Annotated in this window: 26 protein-coding genes; 11 read left to right on the forward strand and 15 right to left on the reverse strand. The window is 52.2% G+C overall.

Going from position 1 to position 24,199, the window contains the following annotated elements; genetic code table 11:
- The first annotated feature begins 86 nt into the window (after positions 1 to 86).
- From C8N40_RS17080 to C8N40_RS17095, 5 genes are all read left to right on the forward strand, one after another.
- Positions 87 to 446: a hypothetical protein gene (locus C8N40_RS17080; RefSeq protein ID WP_108213023.1), complete on the forward strand. Its 360-nt coding sequence runs from the start codon at positions 87 to 89 to the stop codon at positions 444 to 446.
- A 29-nt stretch (positions 447 to 475) separates the two neighbouring features.
- Complete coding sequence (locus C8N40_RS22760) at positions 476 to 634, forward strand: hypothetical protein (RefSeq protein WP_170114139.1); 159 nt, start codon at positions 476 to 478, stop codon at positions 632 to 634.
- 218 nt (positions 635 to 852) lie between these two features.
- Complete coding sequence (locus tag C8N40_RS17085; protein WP_108213024.1) at positions 853 to 1,092, forward strand: hypothetical protein; 240 nt, start codon at positions 853 to 855, stop codon at positions 1,090 to 1,092.
- A gap of 217 nt (positions 1,093 to 1,309) precedes the next feature.
- Positions 1,310 to 2,854 carry a B12-binding domain-containing radical SAM protein gene (locus C8N40_RS17090; protein ID WP_108213025.1) on the forward strand — a complete coding sequence of 515 codons (1,545 nt, stop codon included), beginning with the start codon at positions 1,310 to 1,312 and terminating at the stop codon, positions 2,852 to 2,854.
- Positions 2,855 to 3,095: 241 nt separating this feature from the next.
- Positions 3,096 to 3,317, forward strand: a complete 222-nt coding sequence (locus C8N40_RS17095; RefSeq protein ID WP_108213026.1) for a WD40/YVTN/BNR-like repeat-containing protein — start codon at positions 3,096 to 3,098, stop codon at positions 3,315 to 3,317.
- 360 nt (positions 3,318 to 3,677) lie between these two features.
- Here the strand turns inward: C8N40_RS17095 and C8N40_RS17100 are convergent, their stop codons facing one another.
- From C8N40_RS17100 to C8N40_RS17125, 6 genes are all read right to left on the reverse strand, one after another.
- Positions 3,678 to 4,082: a nuclease A inhibitor family protein gene (locus C8N40_RS17100; RefSeq protein ID WP_108213027.1), complete on the reverse strand. Its 405-nt coding sequence runs from the start codon at positions 4,080 to 4,082 to the stop codon at positions 3,678 to 3,680.
- 22 nt (positions 4,083 to 4,104) lie between these two features.
- Positions 4,105 to 4,956, reverse strand: a complete 852-nt coding sequence (locus C8N40_RS17105) for a DNA/RNA non-specific endonuclease (RefSeq protein ID WP_108213028.1) — start codon at positions 4,954 to 4,956, stop codon at positions 4,105 to 4,107.
- Between the two features lie 120 nt (positions 4,957 to 5,076).
- The gene (locus C8N40_RS17110) at positions 5,077 to 6,348 is read right to left on the reverse strand and encodes a Y-family DNA polymerase (protein WP_108213029.1); all 1,272 of its coding nucleotides are present in this window, start codon (positions 6,346 to 6,348) and stop codon (positions 5,077 to 5,079) included.
- Positions 6,345 to 6,806, reverse strand: a complete 462-nt coding sequence (locus C8N40_RS17115; RefSeq protein ID WP_108213030.1) for a LexA family protein — start codon at positions 6,804 to 6,806, stop codon at positions 6,345 to 6,347. Before C8N40_RS17115 ends, C8N40_RS17110 begins: the two co-directional genes overlap by 4 nt.
- Before the next feature lie 74 nt (positions 6,807 to 6,880).
- A complete protein-coding gene (locus C8N40_RS17120) occupies positions 6,881 to 7,573 on the reverse strand; it encodes an SOS response-associated peptidase (RefSeq protein ID WP_108213031.1) in 693 nt (230 codons plus the stop codon).
- Positions 7,574 to 7,944: 371 nt separating this feature from the next.
- The gene (locus C8N40_RS17125; protein WP_108213032.1) at positions 7,945 to 8,691 is read right to left on the reverse strand and encodes a DUF72 domain-containing protein; all 747 of its coding nucleotides are present in this window, start codon (positions 8,689 to 8,691) and stop codon (positions 7,945 to 7,947) included.
- Between the two features lie 580 nt (positions 8,692 to 9,271).
- Between C8N40_RS17125 and C8N40_RS17135 the strand changes: the two genes are divergently transcribed.
- The 3 genes from C8N40_RS17135 to C8N40_RS17145 all read left to right on the forward strand — a co-directional run bounded on the left by C8N40_RS17135 (position 9,272) and on the right by C8N40_RS17145 (position 12,328).
- Positions 9,272 to 9,571, forward strand: coding sequence for a hypothetical protein (locus C8N40_RS17135; protein WP_108213034.1), 300 nt, complete (start codon positions 9,272 to 9,274; stop codon positions 9,569 to 9,571).
- A gap of 127 nt (positions 9,572 to 9,698) precedes the next feature.
- On the forward strand, positions 9,699 to 10,646 hold the full coding sequence (locus C8N40_RS17140) for an isoaspartyl peptidase/L-asparaginase family protein (RefSeq protein ID WP_108213113.1): 948 nt from the start codon (positions 9,699 to 9,701) through the stop codon (positions 10,644 to 10,646).
- A 350-nt stretch (positions 10,647 to 10,996) separates the two neighbouring features.
- Positions 10,997 to 12,328: a DUF2254 domain-containing protein gene (locus C8N40_RS17145; RefSeq protein ID WP_108213035.1), complete on the forward strand. Its 1,332-nt coding sequence runs from the start codon at positions 10,997 to 10,999 to the stop codon at positions 12,326 to 12,328.
- 213 nt (positions 12,329 to 12,541) lie between these two features.
- Here the strand turns inward: C8N40_RS17145 and C8N40_RS17150 are convergent, their stop codons facing one another.
- Entirely contained in the window at positions 12,542 to 14,077 is a 1,536-nt protein-coding gene (locus C8N40_RS17150) for an FAD-dependent oxidoreductase (RefSeq protein ID WP_108213036.1), read from the reverse strand.
- A gap of 401 nt (positions 14,078 to 14,478) precedes the next feature.
- Here C8N40_RS17150 and C8N40_RS17155 point away from each other — a divergent pair, with 401 nt between their 5' ends.
- Complete coding sequence (locus C8N40_RS17155; RefSeq protein ID WP_108213037.1) at positions 14,479 to 15,567, forward strand: PAS domain-containing sensor histidine kinase; 1,089 nt, start codon at positions 14,479 to 14,481, stop codon at positions 15,565 to 15,567.
- 461 nt (positions 15,568 to 16,028) lie between these two features.
- Here the strand turns inward: C8N40_RS17155 and C8N40_RS17160 are convergent, their stop codons facing one another.
- The 5 genes from C8N40_RS17160 to C8N40_RS17180 all read right to left on the reverse strand — a co-directional run bounded on the left by C8N40_RS17160 (position 16,029) and on the right by C8N40_RS17180 (position 18,266).
- A complete protein-coding gene (locus C8N40_RS17160; RefSeq protein ID WP_108213038.1) occupies positions 16,029 to 16,169 on the reverse strand; it encodes a response regulator in 141 nt (46 codons plus the stop codon).
- Between the two features lie 79 nt (positions 16,170 to 16,248).
- On the reverse strand, positions 16,249 to 16,479 hold the full coding sequence (locus tag C8N40_RS23470; RefSeq protein WP_108213039.1) for a sensor histidine kinase: 231 nt from the start codon (positions 16,477 to 16,479) through the stop codon (positions 16,249 to 16,251).
- Positions 16,445 to 17,341 (reverse strand): cyanophycinase, encoded by an 897-nt coding sequence (locus tag C8N40_RS17170; protein WP_108213040.1) that lies wholly within the window; start codon positions 17,339 to 17,341, stop codon positions 16,445 to 16,447. Before C8N40_RS17170 ends, C8N40_RS23470 begins: the two co-directional genes overlap by 35 nt.
- Positions 17,342 to 17,414: 73 nt before the next feature.
- Positions 17,415 to 17,753, reverse strand: a complete 339-nt coding sequence (locus C8N40_RS17175) for a hypothetical protein (RefSeq protein WP_108213041.1) — start codon at positions 17,751 to 17,753, stop codon at positions 17,415 to 17,417.
- Positions 17,754 to 17,993: 240 nt separating this feature from the next.
- Entirely contained in the window at positions 17,994 to 18,266 is a 273-nt protein-coding gene (locus tag C8N40_RS17180; protein ID WP_146173587.1) for a hypothetical protein, read from the reverse strand.
- Between the two features lie 1,672 nt (positions 18,267 to 19,938).
- On the opposite strand from C8N40_RS17180, the gene C8N40_RS17190 reads away from it, so the two are divergent.
- Positions 19,939 to 20,364, forward strand: coding sequence for a hypothetical protein (locus C8N40_RS17190; RefSeq protein ID WP_108213044.1), 426 nt, complete (start codon positions 19,939 to 19,941; stop codon positions 20,362 to 20,364).
- Between the two features lie 307 nt (positions 20,365 to 20,671).
- On the opposite strand, the gene C8N40_RS23335 is transcribed toward C8N40_RS17190, so the two are convergent.
- Positions 20,672 to 20,797 carry a hypothetical protein gene (locus C8N40_RS23335; RefSeq protein WP_281259536.1) on the reverse strand — a complete coding sequence of 42 codons (126 nt, stop codon included), beginning with the start codon at positions 20,795 to 20,797 and terminating at the stop codon, positions 20,672 to 20,674.
- Positions 20,798 to 21,458: 661 nt separating this feature from the next.
- Here C8N40_RS23335 and C8N40_RS17200 point away from each other — a divergent pair.
- A complete protein-coding gene (locus C8N40_RS17200) occupies positions 21,459 to 21,836 on the forward strand; it encodes a DUF805 domain-containing protein (RefSeq protein ID WP_108213046.1) in 378 nt (125 codons plus the stop codon).
- A gap of 703 nt (positions 21,837 to 22,539) precedes the next feature.
- Here the strand turns inward: C8N40_RS17200 and C8N40_RS17205 are convergent.
- Together C8N40_RS17205 and C8N40_RS17210 are read right to left on the reverse strand one after the other, a co-directional pair.
- On the reverse strand, positions 22,540 to 23,028 hold the full coding sequence (locus C8N40_RS17205) for an META domain-containing protein (RefSeq protein WP_108213047.1): 489 nt from the start codon (positions 23,026 to 23,028) through the stop codon (positions 22,540 to 22,542).
- Positions 23,029 to 23,096: 68 nt separating this feature from the next.
- Positions 23,097 to 23,987, reverse strand: coding sequence for a DMT family transporter (locus C8N40_RS17210; RefSeq protein ID WP_108213048.1), 891 nt, complete (start codon positions 23,985 to 23,987; stop codon positions 23,097 to 23,099).
- Positions 23,988 to 24,199 lie beyond the last annotated feature (212 nt).

Here is a 24,199-nt window from a genome sequence, read left to right on the forward strand (position 1 = left end):
TGCTTTATTATCAGGTATTTTCAGTTGGTTCGCATGCCCAGCCGTATACCTAAGCAGGATAACAGAACATACCTTTTCCTGCTACCATGAAAAACAAGACCCTACTCATTACCCTGCTCACCGGACTGCTGGCTTTGGCCTCCACCTATACTTTCGCCCAGACCTCGCAAGACAGGCAGGAAAAGAAAACCGAGCGGCGGGTAGCAGAAGCTGACAAGCAGCGTATGGAAGACGCCTCCGACCTGAGAAAGGACACAAAGGCTGATGCAAGGGAAGCTAAGGCGGATGCCAAGGAGGCCAAACGAATTGAAAAGGAGGCTGCCTATGCGGCCAAGCACGCTAAGCGCGCCGCCAAAATGGAGGCAAGAGCACAGCGGAACCGTACCGACGCTGACAAGCAAGCCAAAAAAGCTGCCAAGGCTTCTGCGAAGTCAGACAGCAATTAATCCCCTAACCATAACTTACTTACACTGCCATGGAAAATAAATATCCGGAGGGATCTATCGTGTACGCCAAAGTAAACCCCGGCCTGAAACTGAAGGTCAGGCGCTACGTGAAGCGCATCTACTACTGCACCAACCTGGAACATCCTCAAGAAAAAGAACTTGTATACTTTGAGCGTGAGCTCGTGTAAAATGAGATTCTGGTAGTTGGGTAGGCTACAGCAGAGCTAAGTGCATGTAACTCAAAGTGCCATTAGCCCGCTCCTATACTTCCTTATGCCAAGCCAATAGTGAAACTGGTTTGAGCGGGAGGTTATGCGGCTCAACATCGGACCTGTCCACAACGCAAGCTCACCTCAAAAACGCATCAACTAAGAAGAATTCAAGCACAAGCTTAAACCCAACCAACATGGCTACATTGAACCGGACCATCGTCTTGAACGCCTTGATCAAGCATGAGACACTCACCATTGGAGATTTTGCTAAGGAAGAGAACCTCGGGGCATCGCCCGGCGGCAACCACCTGCAACTCTTGGTAGATGAACTGGTCCAAAGCGGGCACATTCATATTCTAGCTGGGGTCTCTCCCTATACCTATACCATCTCGGATGAGGGAATAAGAGAAGGAGCCCGGCTAGCAAAATTATAGCGCGGGAACCTTGTTTACCGCTCAGAGCGGTGTGCTGTGGAGCAAGGCTGTCTGAACAAATGCGGCGGCACTCCTTTCTAAGGGGTGCCGCCGCTTGCTATCACAGTAGTGATAACCATTTGCTTCCAAATTAAGTAACTAAGATCTAAATATATGTAAAGTACAAATGCTAGTGAAGGGTGCGTATGCGCTTGGCCTGCAACCTATATCCTGATATATGGCAAGATTAAGAATTGGGGTAGTTGACCTGGTGAGTAAAGGTCCTACCGATACCCTGTGGGCCAGGGTCATGCATGCAAACCTGGCGAGCATCATGCCGCAGGTGGTAGCCACCTGGTGTGAGCAGGAAGGCCATGAGGTGGTGCTGGTCTGTTACACCGGCCGGGAAAACCTGCGGAAGGAGCTGCCCAAAGGGGTTGACATGGTCTTTATCTGCTCCTTTACCCAGGCGGCTTTGCTGGCCTACGCCCTCAGCCATTACTTCCGCAGCCTGGGCGCGGTGACGGTCCTGGGTGGCCCCCACGCCCGCTGTTACCCGGATGATGCGGTGAAGTACTTTGATTACGTGCTGGGCTTCACCCACAAATCCACCATCGTGGAAGTGCTCCAGGACTGCAGCCCGCAGCGGCCCGAAGGCAGGTGCCTTTCCGCAGCGCGGCAGCCCGCGCACCTGCCAGGGGTGAAGGAGCGGTGGAAGTTTATCGAACCTACTTTAAGAAAGGCACCCTTTCTTCAGGTGGTGCCCATGATCGGGAGCGTCGGCTGCCCCTATACTTGTTCTTTCTGCATAGATGCCACAGTAGACTATCAACCCATGAACTTTGACGTGGTAAGGGAGGATCTCCAGTTTCTTCTCACAAGGTTCCGCAAACCTACCGTCGGCTGGCATGACCCAAACTTCGGCGTGCGCTTTGATGCCAACATGGAGGCCATTGCCTCCGCAGCCCCCCCGGGGAGCTTCCGCTTTTTTGCCGAAAGCAGCCTGTCCATCCTCACCGAGGAACACCTGAGGGTGCTGCAGCGCAACGGGTTTGATGCCCTGCTTCCTGGCATTGAGTCCTGGTACGAGTTGGGGAACAAGTCCAGAACTTCCCGCAAGGTGGGGGAAGAGAAGGTGGCCCGTATCTCGGAGCATGTGAACATGATGTTCCGCTACGTACCCTACGTGCAGACCAACTTTGTGCTGGGGCTGGACAGCGATGAGGGGACCGAGCCCTTCGAGCTCACCAAGCGCTTTGTGGACTTGTCTCCTGCGGCATTTCCCGGCTACTCCCTGCTAAGCGCCTTTGGGCAGGCGGCCCCCCTCAACCTGGAGTACCAGCGGGCGGGCAGGGTCTTGCCCTTCCCCTTTCATTTTCTTAACAACCACCTGGCCATGAACGTGAAGCCCCGCAACTACGGGTGGGTGGAGTTCTATGACAAGGTGATAGACCTGACAGCCTACACCTTCTCCGAGAAAGCAATTTACCGACGCTTCATGGCCACACCTAATCCTTCTGCCAAATGGATGAACCTGATGCGGGCTGTTTCTTCGGAGGGGTACGGACGCCTGCGATTTTACCGGCAGGTGCGCCAGAATCTGGTGGAAGACGTGGCGTTCAGGAAATACTTTGAGGGGGAGACAACAGTACTACCCTCCTTTTACAAAAACATCATTCAAAGAGATCTGGGGGACTGGTGGCAATGGCTTCCGGAAGGGGCCCTGGAGCACGACCAGAACGCTTACCTGCATAAAGACTTCCCATTTGTTAAACCCGTTTAATCGTAGGCGCAACGGGAGAGCAGGAGCATCGGTTCTGGCCTCGGCCTCAGAAGCGCTCACAGGCACTGCTGAAGCTGTGGATTTCTGCTGCTTTATCGCCTCTTGCTCCCTCAGATAATACTGCTCCTGCGCCGGGTCTCCGGCAATGGCTTTTGCAAGGTAAGGCTGTGCCGCCTGGTCCCTTCCCTGCTGCGCAAGGGCGACGGCAATCAGGTAGTTAATGTAGAAGTTTGCCGGCCACGTGCCCAGCACCATTTTAAAATCTCTGTATGTTGATGAAAGTGGCTACCTGTACGCGGGAACAGGGGACGGGCAGGTTTATCGCACAGCCAACGGCGGCAAGAGTTGGGAGCTGGTCTCAGGGGGGCTGCCGCAGAGCGAGGGCATCTACGTCGTCTCCACTACACCGGAAGGAAAGCTTCTCGCTGGCCTGAACCGCAAGGGAATTTATCTTTTGAAGTAATTAGGTTAAGCAGGTAGCTATCTGTGCACGTAGTTTTAGAAACGTGCACAGATAATTCTGTAGCGTAGCAAACTGATGTGATAGAATTAATCTGCTCGCATGTAACGTAGCACTTGCCCTTGAATCCTGGTAGTTTTGGTTCGATCGTATTTCCTTTTACCCTACTGCATGAAAAGCCGCTCCACATCCTGCAGAGCGGCTTTTTGGATTGGTAATTTACCCCTTCAGAGAAGATTGTGACGCCAATGAGGAACAGAGCAGGAAAAGCCAGCTGCGCTACTGGATGTAAGAGTTGGGCACACAAGGCAGCATGCCGTGCTGCGCCGCCTCCGCAAACTTGAACGGGTAGCAGCAGTGCTGCTACGTCTCCACCACCTCCGTCTTCACCCCTATCCAATCCCCGGTATCAGCTCTGCCCAAGACGAGTGCTGTGATGCGGCGGCGCCCGATTCGGTACACCTTCACTTCGTCCAGGTGCTGCTCCAGGTAGGCCTGCAGCGACTGGAAGCGGGCGGCTGTCTCCCGGTCTTCCGTTGTCTCCGTATTGGTAATCATCGGGCGGAAGAAGGTTCCCAGCTCCATGTTCTCTACCGTACCCTCCTTCCCTGCCCAGGCCGCGACTTCCCTTGCCGTGGGGGCAGCGCCGAAGGAGGCGGGAAAATGCACGGCCTCCAGCGGGGCGTCCGTCTCGCTCACGTACAGCAGCCCCTCCGAAAGACGGCGAAGCTCCTTCAATGCGGCATCTGTGTTCTCGTTATGGCTCATGGTTTATGGGACTATAAATTGTTTATCGTGTAGGGCCTGTGTCCACTCGGCTCTCGAGTACCTGCTGTGTCCGTTCCGGCAGGGCCGACAGCAGGTCATAGCCGGTGGCCTGCTCGATGGCATCGACGGTGGTGCGGTAGGCGCCCCAGTCCGGCTGCACCGCCTCGCTGTTGGGCGTGTCCACGGCAATAACGCGCGTCGTGGTGCTGATACGCTCCAGGTCGCCCTCTCCCGCAGGCAATACGACGAGTACCTTCCAGATACGGGCAGGCACCGTGACGCGGCCATTGTCAATGGTGCCGGCAGTTCCGGCCGAGCCGGTCCCGCCCTTGCCGTAGCTGCCCATCACCACGTACACCTCCATGCCCTCTGAGACCAGCCTGCGGGTATAGTCCTCCAGGTCAGCCCATGGCCCCTGGTTGCTGCTGGGGGCCTGGGGAATCATGTTGGTCATCAGAAAGGTGGCCGAGTTGTCCTCGGCCGTGCGGGTCCTGTCAGCCGATGGAGCGTTGTGCCCACGGTCAAAGCCGCTGCCTCGGTAGCTGGAGGCTGTGACGCGGTACCAGCCCTCCGGCAGGGCCGCATCCGCGCGGAAGTCGTTCTGGCGGTCGGAGGCCCCAAGCCAGTCCTGGCTCACATGCCAGCTCACCCAGTTGGGCGTGCCCCGGTCCCTGCTGTAGGAGAGGGCGTACTGCGGCCTGGTGATCAGGTAATTGTCGGGCGTGCCGGCGTCCGCTGTGGCCCCGCTCGGATTCCCCAGCAGCAGCTGCTGCTGCTCCAGGGTCAGCGGCTGGCGTGGCGCTATCTCCGAGCCCTTGCAGCCCACAAGGACGATGAAGAGCAGCAAAAGGTAGCGGTAGAAATGTTTGGTCATCTGTTTGGTTTGGTCATGTTATTGTGAAGGTACCCGGCTTCGGGTACAGATTGTCCTGCTACGGATGCAGCAAGTTAACGTGTACAGCTTCATTTCCGCATGCAGCCACCTTCCTTTTCTTCACCTGGCCCGGATCAGGCCCTCCAGACGGGTGGTGTAGCAGGGCGAGAGGTTCTCCTGCCGTAGCTGCCAGCTGCCCTCGCCCGTGCCCTGGGCCGCGTACTTGACGGCGTAGTGGCCGTAGCGCTCCCGTAAAGTGTCGAGGGTGTGCATTAAAAGGGCGTGCTTCTCCCGGTCCACCGTGTCCAGCAGGCTCAGCTGCATGCTGTTGGCCGGTACTAGGTCCAGCAGCAGCACGCCTGTCTTGCGGTAGCGGAAGCCGGGGCGGAAGATCTGCCGCAGTGCCTTGAGTGCTTTTCCGATAAGCTCGGGCTCCGAGTCGGTTGGCGCATCGAAGGTAAGGGTGCGGCTGTTGGAGTAGCATTCCCCCTCACCGGCAAAGCGGCTGGTCATCAGGAATACGGTCATCGCCGTTGCCTTGCTGCCCTGTTTGCGCAGCTTGGTGGCGCAGCGCACCACGTGGGTCGCCAGGGCCTCGGCCACCTCATCCAGCTCCGTGACCGCCTCCCCGAAGGAGCGCGAGGTGCAGATGTTCTGCTTGGCGGGCGGCACCAGCTCCAGGTCGATGCACGGCTCCCCGCGCAGCTCCCTGACGGTGCGGAGTCCCACTACCGTCAGGTGCTTCTTGGCAAAGGCGTCCGTGACGTTCCGTAGGTCCCAGGCGGTGTGCACGCCGTAGCCGGCCAGCTTTCGGGCGTAGCGGTGCCCGATGCCCCACACGTCCCCCGCCCCGGTCCTGCGCAGCGCCGCCTCGATGTGTCGCTCGTCGGTGAGCACCAGCACGCCGTCTGCCTTGGGGGATTTCTTGGCGATCCGGTTGGCCACCTTGGCCAGCGTCTTGGTGGGGGCCACCCCCACGGCCACCGGCATGCCCAGCCACTGCCGCACGGTCTGGCGGATTTCCCGGGCGTAAGCCTGCAGGTCTACTTTGTAGAAATCACCCAGGTCCAGGAAGCTCTCGTCGATGGAGTATACCTCCACATGGGGGCTGAACTGCGAGAGGGTCTCCACCACGCGGGCCGACATGTCGCCGTAAAGCTCGTAGTTGCTGCTGAACACCGCTACCCCTTCCCTCTTGATCAGGTCTCGCAGTTCGAAGTAAGGCGTGCCCATCCCGATGCCCAGCGCCTTGGCCTCGCCGGAGCGGGCGATCACGCAGCCGTCGTTGTTGGAGAGCACCACCACCGGCTTGCCCTCCAGAGAAGGATTGAAGACGCGCTCGCAGGAGGCATAGAAGTTGTTGCAGTCCACCAGGGCGAAGAGCGAGGTCATGCGAAGGTCCTGACCGTTCCAACCACCACCCCCCAGATGCGCCCCGCCTCTGCCTCGGTCACATGGATGGGCGCATAGCTCGTGTTCTCCGGCAGCAGCCAGGCCCCGTCCTTCTTCAGCTCGTAGCGCTTGATGGTGAACTCGCCGTTCACATAGGCCAGCACGATGTCCCCGCTCCGGGCCTTGCGGGACTTGTCGACCACGGCCAGGTCCCCGGGGGTGATGTGGGCCCCTATCATGCTGTCGCCCTCCACCTTCACCAGGAAGGTCGAGGTGGGGTTGGAGGAGACGTAGGCGTTCAGGTCGATGCGCCCGGCGATGTAGTCGTCGGCCGGGCTGGGGAAGCCCGCCCGCACGGTGGCCCCCACCAGCGGGAGGTTGAGGGGGCTCCCCAGGTCCAGGCACAGCGCCTGGGGCCATGGGATAGGGTGCAGTGGAATAATGCTCGCGTCTGTCATAGTGCCTTCTTTTACGGCACCAATTTACGGAACGGTTATATATAATGCTAAAATATTTAGTAATACTATATGGATTAGCTAAATAGATCACCTTGCTCGGCCATAGGCTCTAGGACCTCAGGCGAGTCATTGGCAGGGGAATTAACTAGTGTGGACACCGGGTAAGCTTTCATCTCCTCGCTCGGGTAAGGCTTCAATAGAGAGAGCAGGTGCTCGTTGGCCTGCTCGCCGGAGAGCCACTCCGCCTCCTCTTCCGGGTGCAGGAGCACCGGCATGCGGTCGTGGAGGGGGCGCATCAGCTCATTGGCCTCCGTGGTGATGATGGTGAAGGTGTCAAAGACCTCACCCGTGTCCGGGTCCGCCCACTCGTCCCAGAGGCCGGCAAAGCAAAAGATTCCCTCATCTTTTAGGAGGATACGGTAAGGCTGCTTACCGGTGGGCGTGGTGCGCCACTCGTAGAAGCTGTCGGCCGGCACCAGGCAACGCTTCTGGTTAACCAGTTGACGGAAGGTGGGTTTTTCGGTGATCGTCTCGGCCCTGGCGTTGATAGACTTGTGCTTGTACGCTTTCTCCTTTGCCCAGTGCGGCACCAGCCCCCAGGAGAAGAACTGCACGTGCTCGGGGTCCTGGTTGGTGATAACGGGCAAGAGCTGAGAGGGCGCCGCGTTGAAGCGGTTGTCGGCCTGGGCCTTCTCCAGTAACTTGGCAGCCCGTACGGAGCCCTTCGACTCCTTCTTTTTAGTGATGATACTGTAGCGTCCGCACATGGTAAACTTCAATGTAAGTTTTCTTTTTTACGAAGGTACAACACACCAGGGTACAGTGCCCCTATACTTACCGGACACAACTAGCGAGCATTACTTGCCAATAAAAGACATCAGCTTGAGAGTGTTTGGTACCTGTAGCAGGCAGGCTTTGGTTTTCATAAGCCCACCTGCACGTAAGCTGTCGCCATCTGGTCTCTACTCCAGACAAATACCGAGAAATGCAGTATTTCCTTCTGTTCCAGCGCCTGCTTTGGCGGCACCAAATAAAGCAAAGGACTTCATATTCAAAGATTTCACAAAGCTGATTCAAACTGTCATCTCCAGACCTTTATAGCATCGCAACGCAGCAGGGTAAACATCGCATTTCTGTTCTACAGCTCTTCCACCAGCTTACGTAGCTTATCCGCATCTGTCACGGCATGGCCCTGTATGGTGTTGTTAAAGAAAACCCATACTTGTTTTCCATCTTCCAGCCAGTCTTTCACCATGTAGGCATAGCGCTCCAGTTTCTCATCCGCGTAAGCCGAGGAGTACATCTTCTCATCGCCGTGCAGGCGCAGGTAAGCCGTGTTGGTAGTGGTTGCCTCCGTACCCGGGAAGCGCCTGCCGGCACTGGCAATGACGGTGGTGATGTCGTACTGCCGGAGCAAATCCAGGGCCTCCTCCGTAAACCAGGAGACATGCCGCGCCTCCAGGGCAAAAACCTGCTCGGGATAAAGCCTGCGCAACGTCTGGAAGAAGTCGGTTGCCACCAGCCTGTCGAAGCGGAAACTGGCAGCAATCTGCACCAGTACAGGCCCCAGCCGCTCCCCCATCAGCAGGTAGCGCGACATGAATTTCTGCAGCGGCTCTTCAATATCCTTAAACTTTTTTTTGTGGGTGATTTCCTGGTGCAGCTTGGGGGCGAACTTAAAGTGCGCCGGCGTCTGCGAAAGCCACTTCTCAATGGTCTTGGCCATCGTGAAATGGTAAAAGCTGCTGTTGATTTCGGTTGCGTTGAAGCGGGTGGCATAGTGGCTGAGGTATTCGGCCGGTTTGAGCTCCGGGGGGTACAGCACTTCCTGCCAGCGGTAGCTCCAGCCGGATGTTCCAATATGCAGTTGGGTTAGGTTTGTCATACGTGCATTCAAAGTAAGGGAGGTATACTTTGTTGCGGCTGGGTGGTTGCAAATTCAGGGGAGCATGCAGCCCTAAATCACTGGAGGCAAGCATTAACAGCTACTAAGTCCTATAAGACACTACGGCGGATACTTTAATGTCTGGTCCCACATACCTGTACATGAAAAACACGCGGTTCAGGATGACCAGGTACGGCCAGTGAACTTCACATAGCAACACTGCCTCCACAACGGCTTTTCCTCCTAGCTAAGCAAACCCGAGGCTCTTTCAAGGGAAATAGGCTTCAGCTGCAAGTACACCATAATGTTTTCACTGTCGGTCAAGTGTGGCAGATTATTGAAGTACTGGCAAAATTTAATTGATGGTTGACGCCTTTGTGCTGGTGATAGTGCTATAGAATCCAGTAAAGGAAGCGTTGCATGATACTTCTCCGCTCCTATTAAAACTACTTTAGCTTGAACCTCCATTTACTTAAAACAGAGGAAGCCTTTGGTATAAGTATGCACTGAGCCGGGAGAACTACCTGATTTAGTTCGGAAATACCAACTACTTAATTCAGCAGTCGTAACGGGTAAAATAATGCAAATTGTTCAACTCCCATACTTAAAAGCCGGAGAGGAAACAGGAGTCCTCAACACTAGTAACATTACCAAAAAGGGGGGTATTCATAAGCAAGTCACCATCTTGAAAGAATGGAATTTGGTACCTGTGAAAGGCAAGTCCATTGACCCGCACCAAGGAAGCTTTGCAGCTGGCACGGCACGTGGCTTCCAGGGCTGGGCTTGCGCTGTACTGCTCCAGCGTATCTTTACTCCTGCTATGAGTGTAGGGGTTATGCTTGATCCGAGATACAAGTCGGTGAACAGAAATCCTAACTAAACGGCGAGGCTGAGGTATGGCAAAACCTCAAGAAGGCAATAGTCAAAGCATTTAGGATAAGCATTATAGAAATAAAAAAGGCCTGTTGCTGCCGGACAGGCTAAAGACAAAAAGTAACGATACAGCTATGGCTAAGAAGAAACCACTTGCAATTGTAGTACACGGCGGCGCCGGCCCTGACTCAGACCATATTCATACAAACAAGAAGGGCTACGAAGAAGGCATCCGGCAGGCAGTGGATGAAGGCTACAAGGTACTGGAGAACGGAGGCTCAGCAGTTGACGCCGTGGAGGCAGCCGTGATCTCCCTGGAGAACAACCCGCTGTTCAATGCCGGGAGAGGCGCCGCCCTCAATGCCAACGGAGAGGTGGAGATGGATGCGGCAATCATGCGGGGCAACGACCAGGCGTCAGGAGCCGTCACGTTGGTGCGGAACATCCGCAACCCTATCTCCCTGGCGAAGGCCGTCATGATAAACACCAAGTACCGCTTCCTGGGCGACATGGGAGCACTCGAGTACGCAAAGAAAATCGACATAAGGCTGGAGCCCTCTTCTTACTTTATCACCGAGCATCAGTTCGATCTTTTTTCTAAAAAGCGGGAGGAGGAGTTTACCAGCAGCGATCACATCGGAATGGACCAGCTCAATGCCCGCATGCACGGCACAGTAGGGGCAGTTGCCCTCGACCGGGAAGGGAACCTTGCCGCGGCAACCTCCACGGGCGGCACTGAGAACAAGAAGATGGGCAGGATCGGTGACAGCTGCATCATTGGGGTAGGCTGCTACGCCAAAAACGACACCTGCGCTATCTCGGGCACAGGAGACGGCGAGCTTCTGATAAAGAACATTATCGCCTACGATATATCCGCGTTGATGGAGTATAAAGGCCTTTCCCTTCAGAAAGCTTGTGAAACGGTTGTGCTGGAGCGCACAGCTCCCAGTGAAGGTGATGTAGGGGTGATCGGTGTTGACCAGCAGGGGAACATAGCGCTGGTGTTCAACAGCGAGCGCATGCACCGCGGCTGGAAGACAAGCACTGGGAAAAAGGGTGTAGCGATATATCCTGCAAAGTAGAATTAACATACAAGGCACCACCACTGCTGGAGCTACTTTGGCATTTATACCTCCCTGGAAGCTGTCCATGGTAGCTTCCGGGGAGTTTCCCTTCCTGGCTAGGAGCCCTGTGATATGATAAATGAATGCTTGAATCTACGGGGCATCCCTACAGCAAGTATGGGTAGAGATAACACCTTGAAAGCAAAAGAACAAAGGCATTTATGAATCAAAAGAGATCTTCCATGCATTTATCCCTGCACTCGGGTGTGAGTGCAGCCGGGGCTGAACCCTGTACTAGTTCATGCAACTACACTGTTGCTAGAGCCGTCTTACGAAGATTGAACACATAAAAAGAACCCAGAGGGTATATGACTAAACTAACTACCTCTTCCTACAGAAAGCATACAACAGTAGTTAACAGCATTGCCTTTCTCCCATCAATAATTTCGACAGGCTTCTTTCTTCTGGCATTCGGGGTTCATTATTTTGAGTCGACACCTCTTAGTATGGCACTGGAAAAAAGGCTGCCGTTTGAGCTTGTAAGGAATAGCCAAAAAGCCCAGGTAATACTTAGCACGTTGGCAACGGGCACTATTTCCCTAACGGTCTTTAGCTTCTCTATGGTCATGATCGTGTTAAGCCAGGCCTCCAATAATTTAACTCCAAGGGTTATACCAGGCCTCACCACTGCCAGGTCGCACCAGGTTGTGCTTGGCTTTTATATTGGCACAATCATATACACTTTATTAGTGCTACTCAATTACCAACCTGTAGCAAACACCTCTAAAGTGCCGGTTATTGCCATCCTGCTGGCGCTTGCTTTCGGTTTAATTTGCCTGGCACTCTTCGTGTATTTCATCCACTCAATTTCAAGAGCTATCCAGGTCGACAACATCCTCAACAGCCTGTACCATAAGTCCATCTCTGCTTTAAACCAGGAAAATAAGATGCCTGCGAAGTCTCTTGCACCTTCAAAGTCTAATGATGATGAGTTCTCATTTGCTTTAAAGAATACCACGAGCGGCTATCTGGAGAATATTAACCTGACAGCGCTGCAAAGCCTGGCAAAGGAAAACAAGATGCAGCTGAAAATACTGGTGGAGGAAGGTTCTTTTGTTGTAGAGGGCCTCCCCCTTCTCAGGTCGACCAAAGACATCGTGCAGCGTGAAGATCTGGAAGAAAAGTTACAAAGGTGCTTTACCCTGAAACAAGAAGAAGTAGTGATGGAAGACTTTGAGCAAGGTGTTAAACAGATCTCTGAAATTGCAGTCAAGGCTCTGAGCCCCGGAATCAATGACCCTGGTACAGCCATGAAAGCAATAGACTTCCTTACGCTATTGTTCATACGCCGCCTTAAAACAGAAGATAAAAACTGTCTGTTGGATGAAAACAATCAGGTACAGGTGATAGACTTTACGGTGAGCCTTGATGAGCTCATGCACCGTTACCTGAGCCCAATCAGAACCTATGGCAAAGAAGACTTTCAGCTAAACCTCCGTCTTCTTAAGTGCATTCACAGCTTACTATGTCAGCAGCCTGATGCCGAAAAGGAAAAAACAATTCGCAAGCATGCCTTTGCTGTGATTAGTGACGCGGATAAAACCATTTCGAATGCTGTAGACAGAGAAAGGCTAAATGACTACTTGGTAGAAGTAAACAAACTGCTGTCCGAGGGGAACAAACTGAAAATGCTTCGCTAATGCTTATGCAATTGTTTTTTACTTCAGCACTGCCTTTCCATACTTCCCTATGAAGGGAAAAGGCGATTTCCCTATCGCTTTCCCTCTTAAAAATTGCTGCACCTGATGGTGAAAGCGGGAATGCTACTACCCTACTAAACACGCTAACTAGACTGCACATATTTTTCCCCCTACTATAAGCACTATTCCCGCTAACGTTCATCCTTCCACTGTTTACTCTTTTCCTGTATCCTCAGGCATGCCAGGCTTAGCTAAGTCTTGATAGGCCGGTCCTTCTAACACGGCACCTTCTACGGAGAAACGGCTGCCGTGGCAAGGGCAGTCCCAGCTCTTTTCGGCGCTGTTGAAGTGCAAAATACAACCCATGTGCGTGCAAACAGAAGATACCACGTGTAGCTTTCCTGCTTCGTCCCGGTAGGCGGCAACTTTTTCTCCATCGACTTCAAGGGTTTTGCCTTCGCCGGCTTTAATATCCTTCAGCTCATCTACCTGCCCATAGAAAAGGTAATCTTTGGCCAGCTGAAAAGCCACATCTATATTCTCCATCGCGAATTTTGGGGCAGAGGCAACAGGCGTAAAACGCTTCGGGTCAAAGTATTCAGCCCATGGATTTTCATTCCCTGTGATGGCATCGCGAATGATCATAGCGGCTACCGTACCCCAGGTTAAGCCATCAGCCGCAAAGCCGGTGGCTATATAGGTGTAGCTCTGCATTGGGCTCGTGCCAATGTAGGGCAAGGCGTCTGCAGGCTTATAGTTCTGAGCTGCCCAATTGTATACAATGTGATCGACGTCAAAGCGCTCTGTCAGGTACTTTTCCAGCTTCAGAAAGGCTTCTTCGTTGTGCTCCTTATGTCCTACTTTATGTCCCTCCCCCAGTACGAGCAGAAAGTTCCCCTGGGAGTTACTGTATGGCCTGATGGAATAATGCTGCATCTGTTGCACGTGCCAGTATACCCCACCAGCCGGTAGAGCGCCCTTTAGGCGCACGGCCATGGCATACTCTCTGTTTGGCTCCATGGCTGTATGCACGGCATAAATGCCCTTCGGCGAATGTGTGGCCATCACTACGTAGGTTGCCGTCACCCTGCCTTGCTCCGTATGTACCACACAAGGCTCCCCGTCTTCCACGTCCGTTACCTTCGTACCTTCAAATATGCGGCAGCTCTCTCCTTCAATGGCAGCCGCAAGGCCCTGAATATACTTAAGCGGGTTAAACTGAGCCTGGTTTGCCATATTGGCAATGGCTTCTACCTGAAAAGGAAAACCTCTAGGGGCCTGATCGCTTACTGGTAAACCCGCCTTCCGGGCTGCTTTGTATTCGCGTTCCACCTGATCCATCAGGTCGTTGCCCGGCTCTGAGAACAGGTACCATGGCACGCGGTTGAACTCGCAATCTATGTTATGTTCCTGCACACGCTGCTCTATGAAGTCAATGGCAGCGCTTCGTGAGGCGACCACAGCCTGCAGCGCCTGTTCATCGTGCTTTGACTCCACTGAGTACAGGCGCTCGTCTATGGGAGCATATAGGTTGCCGGTTGAGGAGCCTGTCGTTCCGGCGCCCACCTTCAGGGCCTCTAACACGGCCACTCTTTTCCCGGCCCTCGCTAGGGCATATGCCGTTGTAATCCCTGTTATACCCCCTCCCACAATCGCCACATCAACTTCAAGATCGCCCGGTAGCTGCGGGTAAGTTTTAAATCCAGTGGTTGCGCTCCACAGTGCCTGTGTAATGTGCTCAGCTGCCATAGTTTTATCTGTTTTTGGTTTAGATACTCATAGGTATCGGCAAAACAGGTATAAGGTTCTAAGACCAGGCGCAGAAATAGCATTACCTTAGACTCCCCTAAGCGAAAGCATGGTTTTGAAACAGATTTCATTGGTCATCAACCATGCAATATCCTCTTCAAAGAAATCATAAATCTGTGGAGGTGACATGTTACAGATTGTACAATCTATTGCACGTCATTACAGGCAACTGGCGATAATGACTGATTTTGCTGCCGGAGGAACTGTGTTTGAACGTATAGCCTGCCTGCACCCTGAGGCTCTTGTGCTTACAGTGTTTTCAACTGGAAATTACGCGGCACTTTGCAACAAGGCTGTGTCGCTTACGTCTTAACTAGTCCTAAACAGTGGTACAAGTAAACATGGGCGAATCAGATAACTGCGAGATTTATTGTGAGTTGATGTGGCAAACGAGGAAAGTTCTCTTCACCTACGACTTAGAGTCAGCCTCTTTTACCCACCTGAACCCTGCCTTCCCCTCTCTCTGGAAGAGGACAGTGGAAAGCATCATCGCCAACCCTGCAATGATACTAGAGACATTACACCCTGACGACAAGGAATATCTCATGAAGGAGTACGATGAACTGCTGGGTGGCATCATAAAGCATGACATTGAGTTCCGTGTCCTGCTCCCCGGCAGTTCTGTCGCCTGGATGTTGCTGAACGCAAAGCTTGCTCGAGACAGGCAGGGCAGGCAGATGGTAGCTGGCATCGTGGAGGATATCACAGTGGAGAAGGAAAACTTCGCCAACCTGCAAAAATTCGCTTCCAAGAAGAATTCCATCCTGGAAATACTCTCCCATGACCTGTCAGGACCCATCACTAACATACAGGGCTTGTCTAATCTATTGTCCGACGTCACGAAGGGGTATGGGAACAAAGAGGTCGACGAGGTGATAAGGATGATTAGCGAGAGCAGCGGAAAGAGCATCCGCCTGATTCGGGACTTTGTGCATCAGGAGTTCCTCTCTGCCTCCAACACGGGCGTTGTCAAGAGGCGTGTCAATCTGGTGGAGAAGGTAAGGGAGGTGATGGAGCAGTACAGGGAGGGGGAAGCCCTCGTTAAAAAGAAGTTTGAGTTCTCTTATTCCACCGATAAGCTGTACATGTACATTGATCACAACAAATTCCAGCAAGTCATCAATAACCTCATCTCCAACGCCATCAAGTTTACCCATGATAACGGGAAGATACGGGTTGACATCAGTGAAAAAGAGGCGTCCGTGCTGATTACGGTGCAGGACAACGGCATCGGTATCCCCAGACGTTTTCATGAAAATCTATTTGACAGGTTCTCACCAGCAAGGCGTGAGGGGCTAAAAGGTGAGCCTTCCACAGGACTGGGCATGTCCATCATCAAGACCATCGTGGAGTGGCACAACGGCAAAATATGGTTTGAAAGTGAGGAGGAGGTTGAGACCACATTCCACATAGAGCTTCCCAAGGAATAGAACAAGGCAACAGCACCAGCGCATTATTTTTTCAAGCACTTCATCGCTTTTTCCTTGCTGGTGAAGCTTTGACGCTGATGAGGAAGTACATCGGACTACCATCCACCATCATTGTTTACTTTCCACAGCAGTAGCTACAGGTAAGCTTGACTTTAAAGTTTATATGGAACGCAGGGGCTGCATCCGAAAGTTATAAATGTTTTGCGGGAGTTTCCTTCTGAGAATTTATAATGTTTACACCATAAATAAGATGCTAGGAAGGTACCCTTGACTACTCCCGCTCATCAATCTCAGCAGCAATTACCTGCACATCTTTGCTATCCATTGGTTTGTGAATGAAACCGTAAACCAACCCGTAGGCTTTGGAATGCTCTATCTCAGACAGGTCAAGCGATGAGGTAAGAACATAGATGCGACACCTTCCTTTGAGTTGTCCTTCATACATGGGGGGAATCGAGGAATTACCACCCGCTCATCAGGGGCATGTTCAGGTCCAGAAAGGTAACGTCAGGCACGTTCCCTGGGATATCCTGCTCTACCAGGCGCAAGGCATCCTCGGCTGACTCAAAGGAATGGATGTCAGTGGGGAATGCTCCAGCCATTAAAACTTTACGGTGAGGCAATGCTTACGTAGTCATCCTCTATCAGGAATGCTCCCATAAGCGTTCGTTATGGTAAGTATTACCTAAACCTGGTACCGACGTTTTCCTGGCTCTCAACAGTAACACGGCCACCCATCTCCTCCAGGTAGGTCTTTACAAGGAAAAGCTCAATTCCCCAGCCCCCGATTTCCCTGTGGAAATTTTTGTAGAACCTGAACACATCCGATCCCGCTCTTTCCGCATCAAACCCTGTTCCATTGCCGGAGAGGGAGAGACTACACGTGCAGCTCCTCCCAGATGGGCAGTACATACTTCTCACCCGGGCTGAGCAGGTGCACGCACAGGTTACGCGCTGAGAAGGGCTCTCCGGTCCCGATGTCGTAGATGTTTGTCTCGGACATACCCATGCCGTCTATGATGGTGACCAGGCCGCTGCCCAACACCTGCAGCTCGCGCCCCTCCGAAACGCAGACCGCCGTATCCTCCTCCAGCCCCAGGCCGATACAGCCGGGGTTGGTGACAATGCACTGGGCCATGCGCACCAGGCGCCCGCGTTCAATGAAATGCGTGTCAATAGCCACGTTCTTGAGGAACTCCAGCCCGGTGGTGACGCGGACATCGCCCTTCAGAAAGCCCCCGTGAGTATCGGCCTCGTAGATCATGGGGGTGGACAGGGCCGTAGCGCCCGCGCTGGTGCCAGCTATGATGATTTCCTCGTAAGTATAGCGCTCTTTCATGAGTTGCAGCAGCCTGGTGCCCCCCAGGATGGAGGTCAGCCGCAGCTGGTCGCCGCCGGTAAAATAGATACCGGCCGCCTTCTCTATGACTTCGCAATTTTTGGGGTCGCGCGCGTCCTCGCGGGTACGGATATCGAGCACCTCCACGTTGTCTACCCCCAGCTCCTTGAAAAGCCTGGTATACTCTTTCCCTAATTCCTCTGGCAAGTTGGAGGCCGTTGGCAGCACCGCTATGGTAGGGCTGCTGCCCTTTAAGGCGTCTACGAAGTATTTGAGAATTTCCTCGCTCTCAAAATCGACATTGGTTGCCTGCTCCGGCTTTAGCTCCTCTCTTCCCCCCTTGCTCTCTTTTCCTCCTATTGCCAGTAAGCGCCCTTTCGGCACCGGGGCCTCGCTCTTGGTTTTATGGTTTTCTGATACGTTACGTTTAGCCATTTGCAACTCGCTTTTTTACACGAACATGTGGACTTTATACCTGTTGGGTACATTAACTAATTGAGCTGCCGTCTTAACGGCTATGTTTATTAAGGTCCTTGCCTAGGTCTCTCACCTGCCTCATAAAGGCTTCCACAGTTTCGTCAGCATACGTACCATAAGCGTCCGAGATGGTGCCTTTGGCTCCGGTGTCTGTCTCCAGCACATAAAGTATGGCCATGTCGCCAGGGTAGCTTTCGCCTTCAAAGCGGTAGAAATTAACGATTTGCACCTGCTCGGGCCTAAACTGCTGCTTGCCATCTATGGTGCGCAGCACGCCTTCCTCTGCTACCCTGAAATCGAGGGTATACCCCTCTTTCCGTAGCCGTGTCAGTACCTGGACCATTGTTGTTAGTTCAACTTTATCTTCCATAACACATCATATGTTCATTTTGCCAAAATACGTGTACGCATGAGTGTTATATGCTGGCTCAAATTTGTAGCACCGAGAAGTGGAAAGCACAGGCCTTTATAGCATACAGCGCCAGTAAATGTTACTGGCGCTGCACAAGGGTCAACCCTAAGCATAAGTCTATGAGAACAACTTTGAACCTTTAGCAAGCAAAGTAAATCATGCCTGCAAGTATGAAAAGCACGGAGGTGAACGGCTGCATCAGCGTTCCTCCGTATGGCCGTAGTGCCGCTGCGACTGTGGTCCGTAGTTAAAGTTAATGAAGTCACTATAAGACTGTTCCCTCACTGGCTTCTCTTGTGGATACGGGATGAGGCCTACGGATGCACTCCCGTTTTTGCCATAGCTGTCGTTGCCCCGCATGCAGCCGCTGTTTACGGCAGCCGCACCTGCCTCCCGGTGCAGGTAAATGCTGCTGCTGCCCGCCGTGGCTTTTAGCACTGCCAATTTCCGTGGATGTCTTTTCACCGTCATAATATAATGAATTTAACCTGCCGTTGGCCACGCAATCGGAAAGGGAGGCGTAAAACAGGGAGGGCTATACTCAGCACCCTAAAAGGAATAGCCACTCCCTGTTTTCACTGCCCGCCCGAGCGGTGAGGTATGACACCATCTACAGCGCGCTACGGCAGGCAATCTCTCTCATTATACGCGAATGGGCTTCTGCATAGTTACAGCTAAAGGGTAATTGAGGGTAATCAGTAGTGACGGCATCGGATAAGAAGTTACTGGCTTTACCATCAGAGATTACTTACGGACACAAACGGCTTAAGAAAAGACCATGACCCTTATGAGCTTTGCCAGCCTGGAAGATTTACCCCCTCCTTCTACGTTTGTCCGGACGCAAAGCCCTTATATGGTAGCCATCGAGAAAATTAACCATATTGGGAAGAGAGGGATTTGGCTCGGGGGCAGGTGATACCGATTACTGAGAGCTTCTATAATAAACTAAAGGGGGTGTAACCACCGTGGCTTTTTCACTACACAAGCTCCTTCAAAACCGCAGGATCCCTTGAATGCCATCCTTGGCACATAAGAAAGCTATTCGCAAGACGGCAAGTTCCCCCTGTTTTACTTCCTACCTCTCAAGTAGCTACTAGGTAAAAATAAACAGAGGTGGTAATTGAAGTAGGATACAGCTACCAATCTTCAAATAAATCAGTCAATAATTCCTAAAAAAAATTTTAATGCTTACATTAGTGTATGCCTTCGCCCCTGCACTGCCCTTTTGAGACCATGAACTCACCGGTTTCACCCTTTAGAATTTCATGATGATAACCTAGACCGTCATTTTTTTTCAGCAACGCCATGATACTCAACAATGACCTCTTATTCACGACCGAGTATAATCCAGCGACCGACATTATCCAGGTCAGCGTTCCTAACCTAAGTCATTTCTCCCAACAAGAGTTGCTTCACTGCGTCGCCGAACTGTCAGATGCCATTAGGATTTACCATATACAGCATGTTCTCCTAGAGTGCACCGAGGTAAGCGGTAACACGGAGGGATACATTGTGTTGAATAAACAACTAGCAACCGCGCTCAAAAAGACAGAGACACAGCACCTGGCCCGTCTCCAATGTCCTGATGCTGCCTTAGAAGAGGTTTTGCAACGGTTTCTCTATGAACTCGAAACAAAAGAGGACATGCACTATACAATTAAAACCTTTCTAACGAAAGAAGAGGCCCTATACTGGCTTACAAATAGCAGGACTATGAAGGGGGGCTAGCAATTCATCGTGGCTTCCTGGCTATCCTTGTGGGGTTGCTGCCTCACTGCTTCGCAGGTTCTTAACAGGCTGGAGAAAGGCCTCAGCGAAAATGGGGAAGGGGGACGCATGCATTGCCAACGGCGACATGACTGCAACAGCTTTACCTCCTGCCCTTGCGGGCAGCAGTAACGAGAACCGGTCTTTGACCAGGATTGCGGAGCAGTTGCTGCAGGAAGAGTGAAAGAAGAGACAGGAGGAGGTGCTGAGCTGGCCGAACCGGTTCGAAGGGCATAACAACACCGGGGACATCAGGGACAAATTACAGGAACTGAACAAACTGGAAAGACGGCCCTTCGGGAAGGGCTCCTTTGATTTGTGAGAGAGTTTCGGTACATTAATAGTAAACTATTTGTGCAGTCTAAAACCCGCCGAAATGCATGATGATAGATGTACCCTTGTAGTTGAAGACCAAGATTACCGCGTTGAGTTGTATGAGAAGCGGTCGCTTCTGTCTGTACTGTGGAAACGGCACCTGGAAGGAGAAGATCTCCATGAAAAGTACCTGACCCTGCTAGGTATAGTAATGCAGTTCAAGCCCAGATACTGGCTTGGAAACGCAAGGGCCATGTACTATACTACCTTACACGATGCCGGGTGGATATCCGATAATGTTCTACCGGCGCTAATCGAGTCCTCTATTACCAGATATGCCCGCATCGAAGCTCCTCAAAGTTTACTAATGCTTGATTCGATGCACTTCCAGGATAGAGTAAATATCATAACCCAAGGCCTATCAGACAAATTTGTATTCCAATTTTTCACAGATGAAGAACGGGCTATCGGGTGGCTCACTTCCTAACTTTAGGTATGATTTAAATTGCATCTGCCGTGACATCTAATACTTTAGCAATCCACTCCAACGTAATTTTATCCACTTCCTCTTCCTGCCTTGTGCGGGAGTTGTCCCCTGCGTGGTCCCCATCTCACCGGCTAGGGCGGACACTCCCAAAGCGGTTGCCATCATAAGAGACTGCCTGTCCCTCAATCTTTGTTTCAAGTGTACCAACTTCATCTTCGAAATAGTATCCTCCATCAGCTTAACATAAAGGTTCTGATGCTGCTCGATGTTGTGAAGCCAGAAGTTTCTGCGTAATTCCCGCGCCTGCTTACTCGATGTTGTGAAGCCAGAAGTTTCTGCGTAATTCCCGCGCCTGCTTATTCGTAATGGCTTTGTACTCCAGTGCGGCTTTTACCGCATCCCAGAATTTAATTTGAAACTTGGAAGGTTGCATGGTATTTTCAAATAGTTAGAGTTTGGATAGGCACTTTATAAACAATAGGAACCGAACCTCATCGCTGAGCAGCTCCTGCTCTAAAATATTCTACGTTCTGAATACATTTTCGAAGGGATTGACTGAAATACCCGCTAACAAATTGGCAAGCCTGCCCCAAGTCACATACTAACCATCAGACAAGCATGTTCATCTGTACTGCCTGATAGAGTAAAACGAGCGCCATCAGACCAGGGGCAACCTATGAAGCAAGAAAAGAACTAACTATTCCCTTCTCGGCATAAAACTTAGAGCTTTTGAAAATTTTTGTAACCCTATAATGCTCTGGTCCGTTAAAGAGAATGGCTAAAAGTTGAAAAGTCGTTTAATTCTTAAACCTTCTTTTCAGAAAATAACAGCAAAGGCTCCTCCACAGGGAGCCTTTGCTGTTTAAAAGAGTTTATCTCCCTTCTTTCAAGACTTGATTTAAAAGGCGTAGAGGCAGCTCCAGGCTAATAGCCTCCTATCCTATGCAGCCCCTCCCCTATCTGCCCTTTTTCTTATCCACCCTTGAACATGCCTTGTAAAACCAGCTTTCAAATTATATAATCAATGTTTAGTATAATTGCTATATATTATTTACCTTATACCTCCACATCTTCACCTATAAAAACAAACGCCTATGTCAAACATCTTCTCTTTCAGCGGCAGAATCCGCAGGACCGAGTATGCCGTCACCCAAGTCCTTGTCTCGTTTGTGGGGGGCGTCCTCTTTTTGATTTTTAGTGCTTCACTTTTCGCAGGTGAGTCGGTAGCGACCGGTATGCTTATTATCCTTTTTGTTCCCATGCTTCTCTTGAGCTGGATCAGCCTTGCTGCCGGCGCCAAGCGATGCCATGACCGCGGTAACTCAGGCTTCTTTCAGCTTATCCCCTTTTATGGGCTCTGGATGCTATTTGGTGACGGAGACCATGGCACCAACCGGTACGGAGCCGATCCCAAACGCCGCGTAAGCCAGGCTGACCTATTAAAGGCCAGCGCTCTCAGGCAGGTCTCTTAGAGGACAAGAAATACTCCAACAATTGCTCCTGTTGGTTCCACACCTCGACCTGAACAGGGACTTTATTTGGTTTGAGCAGAGAAAACTGTTTATATAAGAACAGAAGCAACTAGAAGTGGCGCTATGGTAATTTGGCTTAGCGCCTCTTTTGTTATCAGGCTTCTAGGTACGCTAAGCTATGGTTTTGTGCTATGCACAAACGAAAAACATCAAGATTCCGGGTATTTCATCTTGCTATATCCAAATTTATGTAACTAAAGATAGTATTAGCACATGGTTTCAGACCGCGACAGCAATTTTGTTTATTTTACCAGGCTGAAAAAGAGCGGCCTGCGCTGAAAAGTTCCGGCGATACCTGGAGAAGGAGGTTAAGCTTGCAGGGATACGGTATGGCTTTATTGAGAATACTAATAATATCTGGTGCCGTGACTAAAGGCCATAGCAGGTGGCTCCGAAACTGTTTGTACAGATCCCCTACTCCCCCTCCTACAGTATTACAAAAAAGTATCGGCATTTGAACACCGGCATAGCGCAGGTACAGCGCTCCTTAGCCAGGCACTACAGGTTGAGCATTTGCACCTCGCTTCGGCGCAGAATATGTCACTAGCTAACCTGTGTATCAAGCAATTCCCAGCTGCCACACCATGCCCCTCCAGGCACAAGATGTTATTACCTGTTCAGGGGAATGGTATGGCAAGGGCTATTAACGCAGATACACGGCATGGAACACAGCCAGCGGGGCACGGCGGCCCACATTCAGCGTCAGTGTGTCGCCGTGCAGAGTGTAGTTGTCGGCCAGCTCAAACACCTCCAGAAACTCCCCCTCCTGCTCCACCCCCGGGCAGTACATCATGGTTGTGGCCATCTTGGAGAAGCGGATGCGGTTTCCTTCGGAGAGGGTGTAAGTGCCGTTGATGACGTTGCAGCCCCCGTTTCCGCTTACCTTGCTGCCCGCTGTGTGGAGCACGAAGTGGGCCTCGGTTTGCTGGTTTTCAGCCAGGGTAACGGGCTGCCCTCCCAGCTCCACCAGCTTCCAGCGCTTCTCGGTAATTGTATTCTCCTGTTGGGCCGTGTGCGAGGTTTGCCCGGTTTGGGCGGCGCCGTCAGCAGCCCCATTGTTCGCATGCTTGCCCGTGTTGCACCCGCTCAGGGCCAGGGTAAAAAACGAGGCAAGGAAAAGGTATTTCTTCATAGTATATAAATTTGTTTCGAGCTTCTAATGCAGCACAGGCCAGCCAGGGCAAAGGCTGTGCCATCCAGCTATACCTGTCTGCTCCTGCCCAGGATTTGCCGCAGCGAAATGTCCCTGGCATAAAAGGTGACCCCAATGCCCAGCAAGAGTATCACCCCGCCGACTATCATCCGCAGCGTGATCTGCTCGTCCAGCAACAGCCAGGCCAGGAAAGAGGCCAGCAGTGCCTGGCTCAGCAGGCTCAGCGAGACCCGGGTGGCGCGCATGTGCTGCGTGGCGTAGCTCAAGAGCAGCCAGGCCACCAGCTGGCAGACTACCCCCTGCACCAGCAGCACCAGCCAGCCCATAACCGAAAAGCCACTGAAAGGCTCATCGAGCAGGTAGGACACTACGCCCAAGAAAACTGTGGAGGAAAGTAAGTTGTCCGTCATGAACGAAAGGACCGGCATGCGTTCCAGCACATGCTTGCTCAGCAGGATATATACCGCGTAGAACACTCCCGACAGTACGCCAAGCATGAAGGCCATATCGAAGCGCAGCTCCAGGAAAAACTCAAACCCCACCAGCACCACCATTCCCAGCAGGGCAATCACCGTCCCGATCCAGAAGTTGCGCGAGGGCTTGCACTCCAGAAACAGGAAGGAACCCACACCCACCCACACCGGTGCCAGGTTGGTGAGCAGCGTGGCCTGCGTAGCCGTGGACTGCTGGATGGCAATGTTCCAGACGGCCACATCCGAAGCGAAAAAAACGCCTGACAGCAGGGCCAGCAGCAATACCGGGGCAGGCGGCATGCGGAGTCGCCCGGTCAGCAGCACAAAGGGCAAAAGCAGCACGGCCGCAATAGCCATCCGGTAAAAGGCCGAGATAAGCCCCGGCGTCAGGTTGAGCTTTACCAGCACCGGGAAAATGGAAATGCAGATAATACCAATCAGCAGGGCAAGGCGCGGCTTTGTCATGTGTCCTAGGCGTGGAATTTTGTGCAAAAGTATACAATTGCACGTAGTCTTCCGGCTAAAGCCTCACTATTAGCTTTGTTTCTTAATGGACTGACAGGTTAAGCGGCGTCCGTACCCGCCAATGGTAGAGATGGCCCTTCTTGAGTTTTGATATATTATTGAAAACATGCTCGCACTGGCAGAAGGAACATATGTAAAAAACTCTCAGGAAA

It is taken from the genome of Pontibacter mucosus, from assembly GCF_003054055.1.
GTDB classification, from domain to species: Bacteria; Bacteroidota; Bacteroidia; order Cytophagales; family Hymenobacteraceae; genus Pontibacter; species Pontibacter mucosus.

Bases quoted from the DNA above. Each gene is read 5' to 3' on its own strand.
- C8N40_RS17180 (WP_146173587.1), bottom strand. From the start codon at position 18,266: ATGACGGTGAAAAGACATCCACGGAAATTGGCAGTGCTAAAAGCCACG.
- C8N40_RS17105 (WP_108213028.1), bottom strand. From the start codon at position 4,956: ATGACCAAACATTTCTACCGCTACCTTTTGCTGCTCTTCATCGTCCTT.
- C8N40_RS22760 (WP_170114139.1), top strand. From the start codon at position 476: ATGGAAAATAAATATCCGGAGGGATCTATCGTGTACGCCAAAGTAAAC.
- C8N40_RS17205 (WP_108213047.1), bottom strand. From the start codon at position 23,028: ATGAAGAAATACCTTTTCCTTGCCTCGTTTTTTACCCTGGCCCTGAGC.
- C8N40_RS23470 (WP_108213039.1), bottom strand. From the start codon at position 16,479: ATGTACTGCCCATCTGGGAGGAGCTGCACGTGTAGTCTCTCCCTCTCC.
- C8N40_RS17085 (WP_108213024.1), top strand. From the start codon at position 853: ATGGCTACATTGAACCGGACCATCGTCTTGAACGCCTTGATCAAGCAT.
- C8N40_RS17160 (WP_108213038.1), bottom strand. From the start codon at position 16,169: ATGGCTGGAGCATTCCCCACTGACATCCATTCCTTTGAGTCAGCCGAG.
- C8N40_RS17110 (WP_108213029.1), bottom strand. From the start codon at position 6,348: ATGACCTCGCTCTTCGCCCTGGTGGACTGCAACAACTTCTATGCCTCC.
- C8N40_RS23335 (WP_281259536.1), bottom strand. From the start codon at position 20,797: ATGCAACCTTCCAAGTTTCAAATTAAATTCTGGGATGCGGTAAAAGCC.
- C8N40_RS17090 (WP_108213025.1), top strand. From the start codon at position 1,310: ATGGCAAGATTAAGAATTGGGGTAGTTGACCTGGTGAGTAAAGGTCCT.
- C8N40_RS17080 (WP_108213023.1), top strand. From the start codon at position 87: ATGAAAAACAAGACCCTACTCATTACCCTGCTCACCGGACTGCTGGCT.
- C8N40_RS17135 (WP_108213034.1), top strand. From the start codon at position 9,272: ATGCAAATTGTTCAACTCCCATACTTAAAAGCCGGAGAGGAAACAGGA.
- C8N40_RS17140 (WP_108213113.1), top strand. From the start codon at position 9,699: ATGGCTAAGAAGAAACCACTTGCAATTGTAGTACACGGCGGCGCCGGC.
- C8N40_RS17150 (WP_108213036.1), bottom strand. From the start codon at position 14,077: ATGGCAGCTGAGCACATTACACAGGCACTGTGGAGCGCAACCACTGGA.
- C8N40_RS17200 (WP_108213046.1), top strand. From the start codon at position 21,459: ATGTCAAACATCTTCTCTTTCAGCGGCAGAATCCGCAGGACCGAGTAT.
- C8N40_RS17155 (WP_108213037.1), top strand. From the start codon at position 14,479: ATGGGCGAATCAGATAACTGCGAGATTTATTGTGAGTTGATGTGGCAA.
- C8N40_RS17210 (WP_108213048.1), bottom strand. From the start codon at position 23,987: ATGACAAAGCCGCGCCTTGCCCTGCTGATTGGTATTATCTGCATTTCC.
- C8N40_RS17170 (WP_108213040.1), bottom strand. From the start codon at position 17,341: ATGGCTAAACGTAACGTATCAGAAAACCATAAAACCAAGAGCGAGGCC.
- C8N40_RS17175 (WP_108213041.1), bottom strand. From the start codon at position 17,753: ATGGAAGATAAAGTTGAACTAACAACAATGGTCCAGGTACTGACACGG.
- C8N40_RS17145 (WP_108213035.1), top strand. From the start codon at position 10,997: ATGACTAAACTAACTACCTCTTCCTACAGAAAGCATACAACAGTAGTT.
- C8N40_RS17190 (WP_108213044.1), top strand. From the start codon at position 19,939: ATGCATGATGATAGATGTACCCTTGTAGTTGAAGACCAAGATTACCGC.
- C8N40_RS17115 (WP_108213030.1), bottom strand. From the start codon at position 6,806: ATGACAGACGCGAGCATTATTCCACTGCACCCTATCCCATGGCCCCAG.
- C8N40_RS17120 (WP_108213031.1), bottom strand. From the start codon at position 7,573: ATGTGCGGACGCTACAGTATCATCACTAAAAAGAAGGAGTCGAAGGGC.
- C8N40_RS17125 (WP_108213032.1), bottom strand. From the start codon at position 8,691: ATGACAAACCTAACCCAACTGCATATTGGAACATCCGGCTGGAGCTAC.
- C8N40_RS17100 (WP_108213027.1), bottom strand. From the start codon at position 4,082: ATGAGCCATAACGAGAACACAGATGCCGCATTGAAGGAGCTTCGCCGT.